General features: G+C 64.3%; 12 protein-coding genes, 1 tRNA gene, 1 pseudogene and 1 CRISPR repeat array. Of the genes and pseudogenes, 1 reads left to right on the top strand and 13 read right to left on the bottom strand.

Going from position 1 to position 16,896, the window contains the following annotated elements:
• Window positions 1-133: 133 nt before the first annotated feature.
• The 12 genes and pseudogenes from Mschef_RS17065 to Mschef_RS02925 all read right to left on the bottom strand — a co-directional run bounded on the left by Mschef_RS17065 (window position 134) and on the right by Mschef_RS02925 (window position 13,818).
• The gene (locus Mschef_RS17065) at window positions 134-373 is read right to left on the bottom strand and encodes a hypothetical protein (RefSeq protein WP_136256388.1); all 240 of its coding nucleotides are present in this window, start codon (window positions 371-373) and stop codon (window positions 134-136) included.
• A 257-nt stretch (window positions 374-630) separates the two neighbouring features.
• Window positions 631-1,697, bottom strand: a pseudogene (locus Mschef_RS02970) (IS1595 family transposase).
• A 108-nt stretch (window positions 1,698-1,805) separates the two neighbouring features.
• Window positions 1,806-1,943: a hypothetical protein gene (locus Mschef_RS17585; RefSeq protein ID WP_168708901.1), complete on the bottom strand. Its 138-nt coding sequence runs from the start codon at window positions 1,941-1,943 to the stop codon at window positions 1,806-1,808.
• A gap of 96 nt (window positions 1,944-2,039) precedes the next feature.
• Window positions 2,040-3,063: a CRISPR direct-repeat array (repeat unit 37 nt; unit sequence GTCTTAATCCCCTCGTTTGCGGGGCAGTGATTCGGAC).
• A gap of 150 nt (window positions 3,064-3,213) precedes the next feature.
• Window positions 3,214-3,582 (bottom strand): CRISPR-associated endonuclease Cas2, encoded by a 369-nt coding sequence (gene cas2 / locus Mschef_RS02965; protein ID WP_168708902.1) that lies wholly within the window; start codon window positions 3,580-3,582, stop codon window positions 3,214-3,216.
• A complete protein-coding gene (gene cas1 / locus Mschef_RS02960) occupies window positions 3,579-4,529 on the bottom strand; it encodes a CRISPR-associated endonuclease Cas1 (RefSeq protein WP_081126327.1) in 951 nt (316 codons plus the stop codon). Before cas1 ends, cas2 (Mschef_RS02965) begins: the two co-directional genes overlap by 4 nt.
• 12 nt (window positions 4,530-4,541) lie before the next feature.
• Entirely contained in the window at window positions 4,542-4,823 is a 282-nt protein-coding gene (gene cas2, locus Mschef_RS02955; RefSeq protein WP_081126326.1) for a CRISPR-associated endonuclease Cas2, read from the bottom strand.
• 92 nt (window positions 4,824-4,915) lie between these two features.
• The gene (cas6, locus tag Mschef_RS02950) at window positions 4,916-5,878 is read right to left on the bottom strand and encodes a CRISPR system precrRNA processing endoribonuclease RAMP protein Cas6 (protein ID WP_081126325.1); all 963 of its coding nucleotides are present in this window, start codon (window positions 5,876-5,878) and stop codon (window positions 4,916-4,918) included.
• A gap of 3 nt (window positions 5,879-5,881) precedes the next feature.
• Window positions 5,882-7,018 carry a CRISPR-associated ring nuclease Csm6 gene (csm6, locus tag Mschef_RS02945; protein WP_081126324.1) on the bottom strand — a complete coding sequence of 379 codons (1,137 nt, stop codon included), beginning with the start codon at window positions 7,016-7,018 and terminating at the stop codon, window positions 5,882-5,884.
• A 117-nt stretch (window positions 7,019-7,135) separates the two neighbouring features.
• The gene (locus tag Mschef_RS02940) at window positions 7,136-9,010 is read right to left on the bottom strand and encodes a DEAD/DEAH box helicase (protein ID WP_081126323.1); all 1,875 of its coding nucleotides are present in this window, start codon (window positions 9,008-9,010) and stop codon (window positions 7,136-7,138) included.
• A gap of 221 nt (window positions 9,011-9,231) precedes the next feature.
• Window positions 9,232-9,861, bottom strand: a complete 630-nt coding sequence (locus Mschef_RS02935; RefSeq protein WP_081126322.1) for a hypothetical protein — start codon at window positions 9,859-9,861, stop codon at window positions 9,232-9,234.
• 125 nt (window positions 9,862-9,986) lie between these two features.
• Window positions 9,987-12,833: a S8 family serine peptidase gene (locus tag Mschef_RS02930; RefSeq protein ID WP_206780147.1), complete on the bottom strand. Its 2,847-nt coding sequence runs from the start codon at window positions 12,831-12,833 to the stop codon at window positions 9,987-9,989.
• A 908-nt stretch (window positions 12,834-13,741) separates the two neighbouring features.
• Window positions 13,742-13,818: transfer RNA gene (locus tag Mschef_RS02925), tRNA-Met, on the bottom strand.
• A 106-nt stretch (window positions 13,819-13,924) separates the two neighbouring features.
• Between Mschef_RS02925 and Mschef_RS02920 the strand changes: the two genes are divergently transcribed.
• Window positions 13,925-14,473, top strand: coding sequence for an RNA pyrophosphohydrolase (locus Mschef_RS02920; RefSeq protein WP_081126320.1), 549 nt, complete (start codon window positions 13,925-13,927; stop codon window positions 14,471-14,473).
• Window positions 14,474-14,495: 22 nt separating this feature from the next.
• Here Mschef_RS02920 and Mschef_RS02915 read toward each other — a convergent pair whose 3' ends face one another.
• Window positions 14,496-16,889 carry a hybrid sensor histidine kinase/response regulator gene (locus Mschef_RS02915; RefSeq protein ID WP_168708903.1) on the bottom strand — a complete coding sequence of 798 codons (2,394 nt, stop codon included), beginning with the start codon at window positions 16,887-16,889 and terminating at the stop codon, window positions 14,496-14,498.
• Window positions 16,890-16,896: the final 7 nt, after the last annotated feature.

Below are 16,896 nucleotides of genomic sequence, written 5' to 3'. Positions count from 1 at the left end.
ACTCCTCTGAGATTCAAAGAATTGGTGTGGTTGATGCCTGTTGACGAAGCGCATTGTCCGTGCGGCCTGCAGCGCATCGTGAAGCGACAAACTTGCACGGCCTTGCGGCGGAAATCAGATGCGCCCGGCGTGGTCATGGATGCGCGCAAGTTCCTGCGCGCCTCACGGCAAACCACAGATGGAGCGTGCCACTCTGGCCGCCGCGCCGAACCTGTCGCTCGCGTACCAGCTTCGCAGCCAATGCGCCGGGCACGTCCACTCGTTGCCCGTTGTAATGCAGTGTGAAGCGCCGTCCCCCGTGGTTGTGTTCTTCCAGCGTGGCGCCAGTAGACAGCAGTTCCAGCAACGCAGAATGTTGGCGATCTTCATTCATGAGTCTTCTCCTGAGATTGATTAACAAGTCAGCATCCGCCCCGTACGGACCGCAAAACACTTGATTCGCACAACAACCGGACTGGCGTTGAACTTGGATCGATGCCCCGATCCCAGCCCGGAACAGCGTTCGTGTCCGGAACGAGGCTTATGCTTGCAGGAGCGGTTGGTGGCAGGTGCTCTGGCAAACTTGCCCGCACGGCACGGGCGTTGCCGGTGCGCGCGTGATGCATGACTTGCCTTGATTCGCGCTGAAGTTCAGCCGGTGGGGGTGGCAGGCATGGCGCGCAAACACCGCTCGGGCCAGGCTTTGCAGCGCGCTGCGGCCACCAGCAAGCGAGACACCAGAATCTTGAGGTCGAAGCGGCGGTTGAGGCGCTTTTCAACCGCCGCAGGCGGGTCAACGCCAGGCGGCCTCGGCGAGGTAACGATGCGCATAGGCAGCGAAGCGGAATGCCTGATAGGTGCCGTCCAGCGAGCGCTTGACGTTGCTGAGCTCCGTATTGACCCAGCGCATGCCGCCGGCCTCGATGGCGGCGCGCCCGCACTCGCTTTCGATAACGGTGTGCGCATGGCCGGCTTCGATCACGGCGCGGAACGCACCCAGCCCATCGCTATGGACCTCGGTTTCCGGGCGCAGGTGCAGCCGCGTCCAGTCCGTCAGCGCCTGGGTGGTGAAGCCGGATACAGGTGTGATCACCGCATGCAGTGGATGGCCCTCCGCAGAGAGTTCCACGGCGATGACGAAAGGGCACCTGTTTTCCGAGCCGCGCCCCGGTTTTCCGCCGTTGCGCTCGCCGCCCAGGTAGGCATCATCGATCTGCACGAGGCCGCCCAGCTGGCGCCCCGCCTCACGCTCAGTCATGGCCTGCATCAGCTTGTCCCTTGGGGACTTCCGTTGGTCGTGCTTGATCCGCCACGCGGTGCGATAGCACACACCCAGGTGCCGCATGAGCTCCAACGCCGCCACGTTGGTCTTGCTCTGGGTCAACAGGTAGAGCGCCAGAAACCATGTCCGCAGCGGCAGCTTGGTGGCCTCGAAGAGCGTGCCGCTGAGCAGCATCGTCCCTTGGGGACTTCCGTTGGTCGTCTGGTGCCGACAGGCCGAGCATTGCCACATCCGCTCGCCATGCCGATTCGCGTAACGGCCATAGCGCCGGCCGCCGCAGCCGGACAGACAAACCCTTTCGGCCAGCGCGCGTGCCGCAACGCGCGCTTGCACGCCGCCTCGGTGCCGTACTGTTGCAGAAAGCCGGCCAACGACGACCGAAAGAAGTCCCTTTCCGGGACAGGCCGGGTTGGAACTGGATGCGGTTCATCGCCATAAGTCCTGCCTCCTCCTTGCGGGAGGCTCAGCATCTGCGCGACCCGTCGCACAGGCTGCGACCCGGCTGAACTTCAGCGCGAATCAGGACGGCGTTTCGACAGGCGTCTTAATCCCCTCGTTTGCGGGGCAGTGATTTGGACGATCGGAAAAGCCGCTGAAACAGCATCGGCATGGCGATCGCACTGAGTGCGGCAAGAATCGTCGTGACAAAAATCGCGATGCCAAGTCCAATTCCAATGTTCATGAGCGACCTCCTTTGGCGTGACGCCCATGATGGACGCGGTGTGTGCAGGGCTCCGGCGGCTGGCTTAGATTATAAGCCACCAGCGCCGGGGCCACCGTCTTAATCCCCTCGTTTGCGGGGCAGTGATTCGGACGAGTACCAGGCTTCACGGCGCGCCAAGCGAAGGGTCTTAATCCCCTCGTTTGCGGGGCAGTGATTCGGACTGAGTTCAGCCTGAAGGATACATCCGATTCATTGTCTTAATCCCCTCGTTTGCGGGGCAGTGATTCGGACCCACCACCACGGAGAAGTTCGCCAAGTATGATGGTCTTAATCCCCTCGTTTGCGGGGCAGTGATTCGGACCGAATCAACCAATAGCAAGGAGGAGATATGAAGGGTCTTAATCCCCTCGTTTGCGGGGCAGTGATTCGGACCGAATCAACCAATAGCAAGGAGGAGATATGAAGGGTCTTAATCCCCTCGTTTGCGGGGCAGTGATTCGGACTCAACATGTCACAAAACCAGTATGGGCCGCAATTGTCTTAATCCCCTCGTTTGCGGGGCAGTGATTCGGACTCCTGTACTCCGGGATCCTGGAAGACGGGAAAGGGTCTTAATCCCCTCGTTTGCGGGGCAGTGATTCGGACCGCATCTGGGCCGCAGGTGACACCATGATCAACGGTCTTAATCCCCTCGTTTGCGGGGCAGTGATTCGGACCACTTTAGCAAGCTGATTGCTAACGCATTGGCTGGTCTTAATCCCCTCGTTTGCGGGGCAGTGATTCGGACCCAGGCCCGGTGTCGGTCGAGGCTCTCACACGTCGTCTTAATCCCCTCGTTTGCGGGGCAGTGATTCGGACCGGCCTGCGTCTCATCGCGGTCGTAATCGTGGTGTCTTAATCCCCTCGTTTGCGGGGCAGTGATTCGGACCCGATTTTCAAGTCTTTTCGCGATTTAGACGATGTCTTAATCCCCTCGTTTGCGGGGCAGTGATTCGGACGCTTGTGCTGAACTGCTAGAGGTATTAACTATGTCTTAATCCCCTCGTTTGCGGGGCAGTGATTCGGACCCGTCAGCGCTGCGGCTGGAGTGATGGCCAACATGTCTTAATCCCCTCGTTTGCGGGGCAGTGATTCGGACCGCTCGCGTCTGCAATGCCTTTTGTTTCAGTGTGTTGCCAAGGCGCTTGCGGAATTTGTCGGGCATGGGCGAGTTGAGGTCCATCACTGAACTCCGGCACGCGACCACGTTGCCGGATGTGCGTGACCTTGCGCCGGTGATTTGCGCATGTCAAGCATGATCGGGGTGACCCTGTGCGCTGGACTGTCTGGCGGCCGCCCTCGCACCGAGCAGGTCAAGCAGGTGCGCGGCAGCTTGTGTGCCTGTCAGCTCGATGTCTTGCGGCAGAGTTGGCCGGCCCAGGCTCCAGACGCGGGCGCGCGCAGGGATGGCGTAGGCACGCACGTCGTCGCGGCGCGGGTCGATGAGACTTGCCAGTTGCGCGAAAAGCTCGTCCAGACCGGCATCGTCGGCCAGGAGGGTGAACAGCGAGTATTGGGTGGCGATGCCCTGTTTGCGCAAAGTGCGGTGCACGCTGCGCAGACGCTTGGGATCGCGGATGTCGTAGGCAACCAGCCAGGTGCGTGTGGAGGCGCTCACAGGCTCAGGTCCGGGCTGATGGCGCGCAACACTTCGTGCATGGGCCGACGCAAGGCTCGGCGTAGGGGCGGCGCGGCTTGCGCCCAGTCGGTGTAGAAGTGCTGGCGGCCGGCCTTGCCCATGATGCAGGCGTCACCGCCGTCGCGGCCGAAGTGCTCGGCGCTGAGGCGCCGGCTGCGAAACAGGGCGTGGACACGGCGATCGATCCAAGGGCGCCATGGTTCCATAAGGTCGGCGGCGAGGCTGGCGCGGCCATGTTCGGGCACGTGCAGGTAGCCGATCATGGGGTCGAGGCCGTGGGCGTAGATGGTCTCCACCAGCAGGCTGTGCAGCAGGGTGTAACCCAGCGACAGGCAGGCGTTGACCGGGTCGCGCGGCGGGCGGCGGTTGCGCTGGGTAAAGCCCAGCTCGGGCGGGAGGACGCTGGAAAATCCGGCGAAGTAGGCGGCCGCGGCCGCGCCTTCGAGGCCGCGTACACTTTCGACGGTGCGCACGCGCGGCAGGCGCTGCAGGGTGGCGCCCAGGGTTTCAAAGGCGTCGAACAGTGGCTTGCGCTGGTCGGGGCGCTGTTGCATGAGGCTGGCGATGAAACGTCGCTGTGCGCGCAGCTTGGCGCGGATGAGTGTCTGGCTCCAGTGCAGGACGTGGGCAGCATCGTCGAGCTTGCGCACTTGCGCAATGCGGCGGCGCGCGTCGTTGCCGGCCGCGCCCAGAATCTGGGCGACGCGCTGTCCGCCGCGTCCGCCGTGGGCGATCACGCCGATGCCGGCATCGGCCAGGGTGGCCAGGGTTTGGCTGTCGAGTTGGGTGCGGGCGCGCAGCACGACGCGCTCGATCAGCGCCAATGGCAGGTGACGCGGGCCGGGCGCATTGGGAACGCGCAGGACCAGGTTGCCCTGTTCGATGGCGAGGGTGGTGTCGTGGTGGTCGACAAACAGAATACCCATGGGTGTACTCCTTCAGCCCTGGTAAAAGCAGGTGCCATCGTGGGGTGCGCAGGCAACGCCAAGGGTGCGCACGAGGGTGTCGCGGCCGATCTGCACGATCAGCGCGCGGTCGGCTTGCGGGTCGATGTGTGCATCGAGCTGCTGCAGGGTGGCTTGCAGGCAGCCGGCATCGAGACGGCATTCGTAGAGTGACTTCTGGCCACCCACGGCATATGCGCGCAGGCTTTGACGCACGCGGCGGGCACGGAGCGGGCTGCTGATGTCGTAGGCGACGAGGACCAGTGGCTGGAACATGGCGCCATTGGAACAGCCGGCACCGCGGCCAGAGTTGGGTGGCAAGATTGCGACGCCGTGTTTCGGCGCGCGTCGCGTGAAGGCGACGGGGCTCAACCGGCGGCGCTGATGCGGTAACCACCCATGCCAAAGCTGGCGTTCTTGCCCACATGCAGCCACTGGCCGAGGTAGAGCAGAGGCCACCAGGCGCCGGCGATGTCGGTGATGGTGTAGCAGCCAACCATGCCGCCGAGGGTCATGGCGCGCTGTTGCCGGTTGGAATAGCGCGTCCAGTCGCGCCAGCGCAGCGAGCCGCTGCCGCGTGTCGCGCGCGCCTGTGCATGCAAGTCGTCAAAGCACCAGCCGGTGGCGCGACCCAATTGCAACTCCAGCAGCAGCGCGGCACGGCGCAGCAGGGCAATGAGTACGTCGCCGGCGGTGATGGCACTGGCGTCGAGTACGCGACCCTGCTGCTGCAGGCGCAGCGGGGTGATGAACTCGAGCGTGACCTGCGCAGGCGCGCTGTCGGGTGTGGGCAGCGCTACGGCCTGGTTGTGCGCAAGAAACGAGTCGGCGTCTTCGCACCAGATGACATGGCCGCTTTCCAAGTGCTGCACGCGCTGCACGCGTGCGCTGCCCTGACCGCCCCCGACGTTGCGCGCAAGGCCCTTCTGCCAGGCGCGCACAATCAGGGGCAACTGCACCAGTGCCGGGCCGATGAGCACGAGGTCGAAGTGAAAATCGGCGCCGCTGGATAGATGCAGTGCGCCCCAGCCGGCGGGCTCGACGGCAAACGGGTTGGGTGCGTGGCGGAGGGCTGCCGCGGGATAGCCCACTGGCGCCGGGCGCTCGAAGATGGACGGATAGACGCAGCTGCGGTAGAACGCGCAGGGCTCGCAGACGGGCTGGCGGGTGACGCAGACCAGATCTTTCAGGGCATGGCCCAAAACTCCGCGCAAGGTGGAGCCGGCGTAGTCGGGCAGATGCAGCGCACGCTCGACGCGGCAGTGCAGGCGATAACGCGCCACCGGAAACGGGTTGGGCAGCGGCGCGCCGGGGATGGGAGAGCCGGGCATGGCTCAGACGAACTCGATGCGTCCGGGCGAGAGGTTGAGCGCGTAAACGGAGCGTGCGCGCGGGCCAAGCGTGGCAACGCCCAGCAGTGTGCGCCCACGTGTCCCCAGGGCGGCCTCGATATCTTTGTTGATTTCGTTGACGCGCTCACCCAGCCATTTCGAGCCGTCGGTGTTCAGCGCGGACTTTTCGTCGTCGTGCAAATTGTCGAGTTGCGCCGCCAGAGCACTCATTTCGGCCAGATGGGGTTTCACGCTGCGGCAGAGACCAGTGCGCAGCGCAGGATCGGTGTTGAACAGGTGGCGCGATACCGGTCCTTCGCCATGCTGCGCGCGCAGTGCGAGCCAAAGCCATACGAGAAATGCCAGCGGTTTGAGCGCGATGTCGAACTCGGCGTAGCGCAGCGTGCGCGCTTGCACATCGACGCGCACATTGTGCGTGGCCACCAATACGGATGCCTTGCGCACGGCCTCGCTGAAGCTGATGCCGGTGTCGCTGGCGAGTTGATCGGTGACGCCGCTGCGCAGGCTGACAAAGGGTATGTCCACCAGTTGCACCTGCGCGCTCTTGGCATCGAGCGGGCGCTGGTCGCGTGTGGCGTAAAGCACCCGGGTGTGCGGTGTGGGATAGAAAAACTCCGGGTGGGATTCAAAATCGGCATCGACCAGCACATGCGAGAGCCGGTCCTGTGGACGGCCAAACAGGGTCAGCGCGTAGCCGAGCAGGTAACCCATGGTCTTGCGTCCTCCCGCGATGGATACGTGCAGGGCGCTATGCGCATCAGCGCTGAATTCACGCACCATGCGCACCATGGCATCGGCGCAGGCGGTGTTGTCATCGGCGTCGTGAATGTCCTCGAGTGCTTTGCCATCGGCGCCTTGGACGACATGCAGACAAGTCTCGTCGAAACGTGGGGGCCGCAGCGTGTAATCGGCGCACAGACTTGCGACGGCACCTTTGCCATCTTGCATCAGGGTGAGCCGCGCACGATGCGCGCCCTCGCGTGTGGTGATGATGTGGATTTCACTGGGCACCCACGCCGGGCGCTGGCGCACAGCGAGGGCATACAGGGTTTCGGTGACCACTTGCGGCGAGAGGCCGGTGGCGCAAAGCAGGATGCGGCGTTCGTTGGCTGGTTTCATGGGATTCGATTGGACACGGGTATGAAGCAAGCATGCGCGATCAGGATGCGCTGCATCCGCGCGACAAGTTTGCCACGAGGTTGACCTGGGCCTCCCTTGCTTGAGAGCCGGCGCGTCTCAAGCGGCGCTGTCACGCGCGTGCAAGGTGCGCTGAATTGCGCTGTCCAGGCGCATGGTAAAGGCTGACTCGTCGTGGTGAAACAGCAGGAGGCGTTCTGTGGCGCGTGTCATGGCCACGTACAGTAACCGCGCTTCATGCACTGCATCTTCGCGGGGGTGCGGGAGCTGACCAAGGCCGTAAATGATGACCATTGGAAATTCGAGGCCCTTGCTGCTGTGCTGAGTCATCAGCTTGATGCAACGGTCGTCGCTGAACAGGGCCGCCTTGCCGGCGCGCGTTTGCGCGACGCAGACGGCAATGCCGGCATGGGCAAGCTGTTGCGCGAGCGCATCGCCCTCGCGGTGCGTGCGGTAAAGCACCGCGATGTCGCACGGCTGCGTGCCGCGATCCAGCGCATCCTGGATGCATTGAACGATGGCCTTGCATTCGTCGCGCTGGTTGCGAAAGGCAAACAGTTCGGGCACTGGTCCGTGGCGCCCCGAACTTTGCGGCACGATCAGGGGCACTCCGTCGTCGTCGCTGCTCTGTTCGTGCAGCAAGACCTCAGCAAAATGCCGCGCGACGCTGAGTATCTCGAGCGTGTTGCGGTAGTTGAGCTTGAGGATCGTGGTATGGCCCACGGCCTCGATGCCCACGCTCTTCCATGTGAATCCGCGCCGCGCCGGCGTGCCGTAGATGTTTTGCGCGTCGTCATACAACACCAGCAGCGCGTTGCTGGACGGATCGAGCATGTGCACGACCAGACGATACCAGTCGGACTTGAAATCGTGGCCCTCGTCGATGAGCACGGCGCTGTATTGCGCACGCGGCACCTGGCCTTGCTCGAGTGCGCGCATCAAGGCCGGCGCGAGCGCATCGAAGTAACGTTCGCCCGACGCCGGCAGACAGACGTGATAGGCGTCCAGCATGCGCCTGCACCACTCGTGGAAGTGGTGGACCTGCACTTTGTGCGCAAGGCCATAGCCATGGACGATCTGGCCAAGGCGCGCAGCGAGCGTGGTGTTGTAGCAAAGCACCAGCACCGGCTTGCTGACCATGCGTGCAAGGTGCAGACAACGGTAGCCGAGGATCATGGTCTTGCCCGATCCGGCCACGCCGTGGATGATGCGGTGGCCTTCACCCAGTGAGCGCGCCAATGACTCCTGCTGCATGTCCATGACCTTGACCAGATCGGGGATGGCCAAGGGCATAACGTTGGGCTGGGATGCGGCATCGAACAGGCCAAACTGGCCTTCACCCGGGGCCACGCGGATTTCCGGGAACAGCAGCCAGCGCACGCGGTCGATCTGCGGCAGGCTGAGCACGCAGCCAAAGGGTTGCGGAAGCATCGACCATAGCCGGCGCTGCAATGCTTCGGCGTCGACCGTTTCGACGATTTCGTCCTTGCATAAGACCAGATGCGGCTCGATAACCTGGTCGAGTTGCGCCTCGGTAAATTGCCTTCGAGTGATGTGGGTCAGCACCACACCGAAACCCCAGGGCATCACCAATTGCCCGGCATGTGGGCTGCCGGGCGGATGGCGCATGGCGCTGTCGGCCTCGAGCACGATTTTCACCTCCAGCGCATAGACACGAGCCTGCTGCTGTGGGTTGATGACGGTGACTAGGCCGCGATCGGTGAGAAGAGTGAACGACTTGCGATTGGCCTCGCGGATCGTCTCGAGCTTCCAGTCCTTGACTTCGAGCACGAGCAGGCCACGCCGTGGATGCAGGATGACGAAGTCGGGCTGGCGCTGCTTGAGCCCGATGGGCACGTCGTACCAGAGCAGATAGTCATCCTCGAGTTTTTGCTCGAGTCGCTCCGAGAATCGTCGTTCACCCGACGTCATGCGTCGCAAACACGTACTGCGCGCGGGCACCAGCTTGGCCATTCTCCCCCTCCAAGGCATGGAACTTGCCGGGGATTATCCATGCGGATCGCCCCGCGCGGGGCGGCCTGATGCGTCTGTGCGCCGGGCGGGCCGGCGATAGGCAGGCAGCAAGACATCCTTGTCTTGCCCCAGCAGTCCCTGTGTGATCGGCTCTGTGTAGCAGCCGTCACACGGCCTGCCGTTGTGGGTGAGCCGCGGACAGGCGCCTCCCTTTCTCGTGCTCAGAAGTCCATGAATACCGCCCTCCATCCATTGTGCGTCAGCGTCATGGCAGCCTTCTTCTTGATTGGCTTGCCGCCTGACTTCAAGTACTCCTTGTAGCTCAGGAAAATCGGAATCTGACTGACTACGTTGACGACCCCGGGCTGCTTGGCCCACGCCGGGACGATGTACTTGTAAGTGAAATCAACCTCATAGTTCGAGCTGTCTTCCTTGGCATAGTTGGTGATAGCGACCACCTCACGCTTGAAACCAAAGCACTTGTTCTTTACCGAGTAGTAACGTTTGCCCATCGGCGTCAGTGCGTAGTTGTAGAGCGTCTTCGCGGGTTGCGCAGACGACAGAAACGATGCCTTCTCCGGCGGCAGCACCTTGTACACAGTTGTAGCGAACAAGCCGGCATGGGCAAGCGCCTGGCTGACCTCGTCCATAGCCATGAAATCGAACGCGGTGTCATGACCGGGCTTCGGGTAGTTGGAATAGAACATGCACTTCGGATCATGCGTGTCGAAACGATGCTGGATGGCTGTCTGGAAATTGGATGCACTGGGCGATGAGCTGCAGCCGGCGAGTGCCAGTGTGCACAACGTGATCGCAGCGATCAGGGCAAGCGTGCGGAAAGTGTTCATCATGGTTTCTCCTGTGATTGGGAATAGCTGGAATGGTAGGTTTGACTTGGATGCAAACGACTTGATCGAAGAGTGTTTGTCGATGCGTGCATCGAATCGATGCACATACCGCGTGTCGGCGACATTGATCAGAACCGCGCCTCGAGGCCGACGTTGGCCAGCTTGCTCACGAACGCGCCGCGCGCCCGCGCCAGGCCCAAGTCGATGAAGCCCGTCCAGGTGCGGTTGAAGCGCGTGTCGAGATCCACGCCGCCCTCGAGCGTATTGCGCACCAGGCTCTGGCCTTGCGCCGTGAACGTGGCCGTCGGCGTGCCGGCGAAGGCCGCCGTGAAGCCCAGGTTCGCACCCGACAGCACGCGCTGCCAGGCCAGCCAGCCGGACAGGCTGCTGCGGCCCAACGCCCAGTCGAAGTCCGTGCCGTAGCGCAGGCCGAGCGTCGCGTAGCTGGCGGTGTGGCTCTGCGCCGCCGCGGTGAGGCCGAAGCCGGATGCGCCCGCCTCGGTGTACGCTGCCTGGTGCAGCCGGATGCCGGTCAGATCCGCATATGGCGTCCAGTGGCCCAGCGTGTCGCCCAGCTCCAGCGTGCCCGCCGTGATCGTGTCGGTGCGGTTGCTGGCCAGGCTCTGCAGGGAGTTGCCCAGCAGCACCGTGCGCTCGATGTTGGCGGTGAGTCGGCCTTCGCTGGCGCGGCCCGACAGATAGACACCCTGCGCGTGACCGGCGCGGCCATAGACCGCCACGGTGTCGAGTGCGCCATCGATGCGGCCAGCGAGACCGTCCAGCGTCGCATCGAGGTGGCTGCGGCTCAGCGCGGCGCCGATCTGGATGTGGCGGGCGACGGGAACATCCACACCCGCCATCACGCCGCCCAGGTTGTCGTGCGCCGTGGCCGTGCCGGCCTGCCGCGAAGTGCCCGAGCCGCCCGTGGCCTGAATCCACACGCCGGGCCGCGTGCCCTCACCCAGCGCATTGACGCGATCGGCCAGCGTCTGGTCGGTGTCCAGCGCCTGCTGCACTTCCAGCGCACGGGTGGTTCCGTAGATCTCGCCGGAGAGGCTGCCCAGGCTGGCGTTGGCCTGCGCATCGGTGCGCGCCGCCAGGAACTGCGCGGCGTTGGTCAGGAAGCCGGCATGCGCTGCACGCTGCGCGGTATTCCAGCCGTTGGCCTGTTGCAACGACGCCTGCACGCCCTGCGCCGTGGCCAGCGTGACCGCATCGGCACCCGGCAGCAGCGCGGAAGTCTGCGCGACGTTGCTGGCGGTAACGGTCGCCGTCAGCGCCTTGCTGCCATAGCTGAGGTTGCTCACCGTCCAGAACACGCCGGCGCCGTACGTCTGCGAGCCGAAGCTGCCGGTCTCGCTGCCATAGTTGATCAGCGTCTCGGTGCTGGTCGGCGTGTAGGTCGTCGCCGGCGCGAGGATCTCGAGGATGCCGGCCAGGCTGGCACTGCCGTCCACGGTGAGCGGGTTGCCCAGCGCGATCGCGGTCGTGCTGGCGCTGTTGGCTGTGTAGTTGCCGGTGAGGGTCAGGCCCTGGCCGCCCACGGCGGCCTGGCTGATCAGCGTGCCGCCGGTGTTGGTCACGCTGCCATTGATCGCGCCGGGGCCGCCGAAGCTGCCACCGCTGATCGTGACGTTGCTGGCCACCGAGCCGGACAGCCACAAGTTGCCGCTATTGACCGTTGTGTCGCCGCTATAGGTGTTGGTGCCGGTCAGCGTGAGCGTGCCGGTCGTGCCGGTCAGGACCAATCCACCGCTTCCGTTGACCGGGTCATTACCACCCAGTGGGTCCGGGCCGATGTCGTTGGCGAACGTGCCGTCGAAGGCGCCAATGTTGGCATCGAAGTTGCCGAACAGGAATGCGGCCGGGCCTTCGACAGCCTTGCCGGCATTCACCAGTCCCCAGCCAAAGGTCGCGTTCGGTGTATTGCCGCTGCCATCGGCAATCGGCGTGGCGGTCGTTAGCAGGGTATCTTGCAGTTGCGGGCCTTGCATCCATGGATAGGCTTGTTGGACCAGGGCGGCAACGCCTGTAATGACGGCCGTGGCAAAGCTGGTACCTACGCCGCCCGCCAGACCATTCGTGCCCGACCAAAGCGCTGATCCCGGCTCACCATCCACATCGAGGAAGCCTGGCGCACTGATGCACCAGTCCGCGGCGACGCCGCACGCATTCGACGGCTCGCTTCCGACTGTGTTCCAGAGCCCGACGACTTCGCCTTTGGCACCGATGTTGACGTTGACCACGGCCAGCCAGTTATGCAAAGCGGCCGAATCTCCGTAAGGTAGCGCGGCCAAGGAACTTGGCTGGGGCTGACCTTGATTCATCGCGGCGACGACAAACAATCCGTTGCTCAGATTGATCAGCGGGTTGAAGATGTTCGCTTCACCCTGGAATACCGCCGATGCCGCGGTCGCGGCATTGTCGGTCGGGCCAAAGCTCATGTTATAGATCGTGACGCCCTGACCGTAGAGGTCCTCATAGTTTTGTGCGGAGTACACGCAGCCGCCTGTGCTGTTGCAGATCTGCGCTTCATACAGCGACGCGCCTGGCGCCACGCCACCCTGAAAGCCCACCGACGGATTGGCCATCCCGGCGATGATCTGGCTAATGAAACTGCCATGACCGTAGGAGTCATTCGCTGTCGTGCCCGTCGACGGCGTGAGATAGGACTTGAACCACGCGATCTTGCCCGAGAGACTGGGGATTGCGGGATTGGCGCCGCTGTCGAGAACCCCGACTTTGACTCCGGCACCGGTGCATCCATGGCCATCGCAAGCCGTTCCGGTCTGCGCTACTTGCACACCCGTCGGGATGATCTGGCTGTACTCGGGATAGCTGTACACCGTGGTCGGCGGCGGCACGGTTGTCGGCGGTGGTGGATTGCTCGTCGTGGAGGGCGACGCGGGCACATTGGGCTGGACGTTGGCGCCGCCGCCCGAGCAAGCCGTGAGGATGAGGACCAACAGGGACAAGCAAGCCAACGAAACGATATTGCGATACGACATGACGCCACTCCGTGCAGAAAGCGATGGAGCAGCACCCTAAGGCACCGGGCTCAGCCTATGGTCGTGCGGCAAGATTGCCGGTGATGGCAGACGCGCGGGCACGTGCAGAACGCTGTTGGCACCCGCGTTGTTGGCGCGCGTTGAAAATTGACGATGGGGAGGTGCGGCACCTCCCGGCGGCGAAATGGTGACCAGCCCTGCGAGTTCCACGTTGATCAGCAAGCGCCGACGGTCGTCATATCCGACTGTTGCGGCATTCAACCTTGTCGTCGCGCACCATGCTCCAGGACTGATAAATCTCGAACGCGCGGTAAGTCCCGGGTCAATAGCTGGACTGCTGCCCTATGACCTGGCCAACTTGATCGCCGTCTGTGGGTTTGGGCGTGTCGGTGACCATGCCAAGCGCGTCGCGAGTGGTACCTGATTGCATCGCGCCACAGATCTGACAGGTGTGCTGGAGGCGTGCGCGTTGTTCTCTCCGAAGTCTGTGACAACGGCTGTGTCACAGACCGCGAATTGACCTCAGCACTGCATGTGCTCCTGTGACATGCCCAAGGCTGTGACGGAAAACAGTGCTTGGGTCGCGTTTCGGCATGACTCCAGCACACGCTGTGACACGTCCGAAGTTGTGACAAAAAACAGTGCTTGGGTCGGGTGAAAATGCGACCCCAGCACGACCTCTGCCGGGGTCATTCTCACGGTTCGATGAGATCTGTGACGCAGCGGAGTGTCACAGAAACTGTCACAGCGTCGTTTGGACGTCCAAACGTAGGCTTGAAATCGCGCGAAAACGGGGGCATGCTCGGACACGCTCGTTGCCATGACAGCGAGGCGGCGTGCGGGTTGCAGAGTGATCGCGCGGCGCGCTGATGCGGTGGTGGCTATGGGTGGACTCGAACCACCGACCCCAGCATTATGAGTGCTGTGCTCTAACCGGCTGAGCTACATAGCCGCGCGAACCGGTGATTTTATGGGTGCGTCGCGACTGACGCAAGGTGCGGCGCTTGCCGCTGCGGGGTGCGCGTGCTTGAATCGACGCACCTCTTGTGCGCTGCGCCATGTCCGACGTCATCGACGCTGATGGTTTCCGCCCCAATGTGGGCATCGTGTTGCTCAATCCGGATGGCCGGGTGTTCTGGGCACGCCGCATCACGCGCGACGGTTGGCAATTTCCGCAAGGGGGCATCGGCAGCGACGAGACGCCGCTGGAGGCGATGCATCGCGAGCTGACCGAGGAAACCGGGCTCGGCGCAACGCATGTCGAGGTGCTGGCGTCCACACCGGGCTGGCTGCGCTACCGCCTGCCGCATCGCTATCTGCGCCATCACCAGCGTCCGTTGTGCGTGGGCCAGAAGCAGGTCTGGTACCTGCTGCGCTTCATGGGCGAGGACGCGCAGGTGCGCCTGGACGCGGTCGATCATCCCGAGTTCGATGCCTGGCGCTGGGTGGATTTCTGGTATCCGGGCGAAGCCGTGGTGGCGTTCAAACGCGAGGTGTACCAGCGCGCGCTGCGCCAATTCGTGGTGCATGCCGAACGCCTGTGCGCACGCGAATTGCCGCCGCCATGGTCGGTGCCGGCCGGCGTCGTGCCGGCGGCGAGCGACTGAATCAGCGCCTGACGCGGCTCTGTCAGGCACGTACGCCGAAGCGTTCGCGCAGAGCATCGGCAGTGGCCAGATACATTGCCTTGAGCTGCGCGACGCGTGCCACCGGATTGTCGACTTGGCCAGCGCGCGCGGCCAGTTCCAGCGTCTTGGCCTCGGCCGACATGCGCTTGGCCCCGAGGTTGGCGCTGGCCGATTTCAGCGCGTGCGCCTGCTGCGAAAGGCCATTGATGTCGTTTTGCGCGGCGGATTGTTCGAGCATGGCGATGCGTTTCGGACTGTCGCCGAGGAACACCGTGACCAGCGGCTTGAGCTCGTCGCCCATGATGTCTTCGAGGTCGCGCAGCACTTCCTCGTCAAGCAGATCGCCACTGGCGACTGGCGGCGGCGCGGGCGGCGCGAAACTGGGCCGCAGCGGCGGCGGGGTGATGCGGCTGGGCGCCGCCGCGGCGCGCGCGGCAACGCGCAGCACCTGACCTGGATCGGGCGCGACAGGCGCCGGTGCGACCGGAATGGCCTCCTCCACGGGCGTGCTCGGCAACCACTGCTTGAGGGTACGCGCCAGCAGCGCGCGGTCGAGCGGCTTGGACAGGTAATCATCCATGCCGCTGTCCAGGCATTTCTCGCGATCGCCAGCCATGGCGTGCGCGGTCATGGCGATCACCGGCATGCGCGCGGAGTTGACCAGGGCTTCGCGACGGCGCAGCTCGCGCGTGGCCGCATAGCCGTCCATGATCGGCATCTGGCAATCCATCAGCACCAGATCGAACACGCCCTTGCCGAGCAGATCCAGTGCTTCGCTGCCGTGGTTGGCCTGCACCACTTCCAGACCCAAGCGTGACAGCAGCTTGGTCGCCACCTGCTGGTTCACGGGGTGATCCTCGACCAGCAGAACGCGCCCACGCAGCGGCGGCTCCAGCTCGTTGGCGGTGGCCGCCGCGGGTGCGCGCGCCGGCGGTGTCGTGGCGCGCGCGATCAATGGCTGCGGACGTGTGTGCGAACTCAGCGCGAACAGGCTTTCCAGCGCGGCGCGCAATGCGGACTCATCAGGTTCGCGCGGCAGCACGCCAAGGCGCGGACCGCCGGCCTCGGCAGGTGCGCCGGGCAACAGGATGCGCACGCGTTCGAGGGTCGGCTCGCGCAACACGTTGCGCACCAGATTTTGCGTCTCGCCCGGCGCGCCGCCCATTTCCGCGACCAGCAATTCGTGGCCGAAGCTGCGTCCCAGCGGCGCGGAACGGCGCAGCCGCGCCAGTGCCTCGGCCGGCTGCGGCAGAAATTCCACCTGCAGGCCCAGCCCGGCCAGCAGCGGGTTGAGCTTCTCGTAGCCACGCTGGCTGCCGACGTACAGACCGCGCACACCCTGCAGGCTGAGCCGGCCTTGCGCGACCTCGCCCGGGAGTTTGGCCAGCGGCAGGCTGAACCAGAACACCGAGCCCTTGCCCGGCTCGGAGCGCAGGCCGATCTTGCCGCCCATCAGCTCGACCAGTTTCTTGCAGATGGTCAGGCCGAGGCCGGTGCCGCCGTAGCGGCGCGTGGTGCTGCTTTCGGCCTGGGTGAAGGGCTGGAACAGCCGCGCGGCGGCCTCCGGCGTGATACCGATGCCGGTATCGCGCACTGCGAACACCAGCTCCTCGTGGGTGGGCGTTTCCGCGCGCTTGCTGACGCGCACCGATACGCCGCCACGTTCGGTGAACTTGAGCCCATTGCCGACCAGGTTGCTGAGCACCTGGCGGATGCGCACCGGATCGCCGCGCAGCAACGTGCGCACATCCTCATCCACGCTCAGGCGCAGACTGAGGCGCTTGGATTCAGCGGCCTTGTCCATCAGCGCCTGCACGCTGTCGAGCAGGTCGCGCAGGTTGAGCGTGACGTTCTCCAGTTCGAGCTTGCCGGCTTCGACCTTGGAGTAGTCGAGGATGTCGTCGACGATGCGCAGCAGCTCCTGCGCCGAGCGCTGCGCGGTGGCGACGTAATCGCGCTGGTCGGCGTTGAGTTGCCCGCCCAGCACGATGTCCAGCAGCGGCAGAATGCCATTGAGCGGGGTACGGATCTCGTGGCTCATGGTGGCCAGGAATTCGCTCTTGGCCAGCGTCGCGGCCTCGGCCGCGCGCTTGGCGGTGACCAGTTCCTTCTGCATGCCCTGCAGTGCCGACAGCTCTTTCTCCAGAATGATCGTGCGCGTGGCGTTGGGCGTCGGCGCCGGCGGCACCAGCAATGCTTCCGCCTCGCCCCAGTGCCGCGCCAGACGCAACCAGGACAGCACGGCCAACACAGCGGCCAGCAGCGCGGCGGCGGCCAGCACCAGCTTCCACGGCAGCACCATCTGCCACAGGGCCAGCACGACCAATGCGGCCAACAGCACCAGGCTGCCGACGAGCAGGGCGGTGGCAGTACGATCACGGGGCATGGCGGACATGCGGCTC

The sequence above is a fragment of the Metallibacterium scheffleri genome (genome assembly GCF_002077135.1).
GTDB classification, from domain to species: domain Bacteria; phylum Pseudomonadota; class Gammaproteobacteria; order Xanthomonadales; family Rhodanobacteraceae; genus Metallibacterium; species Metallibacterium scheffleri.
Note: the sequence above shows the minus strand (reverse complement) of the source record. Positions and strands in the feature narration are given on the sequence as shown.

What these genes read in the sequence shown, in the direction of transcription:
- Mschef_RS17065 (WP_136256388.1), bottom strand. Translation starts at nt 373, where the DNA reads ATGAATGAAGATCGCCAACATTCTGCGTTGCTGGAACTGCTGTCTACT.
- Mschef_RS17585 (WP_168708901.1), bottom strand. Translation starts at nt 1,943, where the DNA reads ATGAACATTGGAATTGGACTTGGCATCGCGATTTTTGTCACGACGATT.
- cas1 (WP_081126327.1), bottom strand. Translation starts at nt 4,529, where the DNA reads ATGGGTATTCTGTTTGTCGACCACCACGACACCACCCTCGCCATCGAA.
- cas2 (WP_081126326.1), bottom strand. Translation starts at nt 4,823, where the DNA reads ATGTTCCAGCCACTGGTCCTCGTCGCCTACGACATCAGCAGCCCGCTC.
- cas6 (WP_081126325.1), bottom strand. Translation starts at nt 5,878, where the DNA reads ATGCCCGGCTCTCCCATCCCCGGCGCGCCGCTGCCCAACCCGTTTCCG.
- csm6 (WP_081126324.1), bottom strand. Translation starts at nt 7,018, where the DNA reads ATGAAACCAGCCAACGAACGCCGCATCCTGCTTTGCGCCACCGGCCTC.
- Mschef_RS02940 (WP_081126323.1), bottom strand. Translation starts at nt 9,010, where the DNA reads ATGGCCAAGCTGGTGCCCGCGCGCAGTACGTGTTTGCGACGCATGACG.
- Mschef_RS02935 (WP_081126322.1), bottom strand. Translation starts at nt 9,861, where the DNA reads ATGATGAACACTTTCCGCACGCTTGCCCTGATCGCTGCGATCACGTTG.
- Mschef_RS02920 (WP_081126320.1), top strand. Translation starts at nt 13,925, where the DNA reads ATGTCCGACGTCATCGACGCTGATGGTTTCCGCCCCAATGTGGGCATC.
- Mschef_RS02915 (WP_168708903.1), bottom strand. Translation starts at nt 16,889, where the DNA reads ATGTCCGCCATGCCCCGTGATCGTACTGCCACCGCCCTGCTCGTCGGC.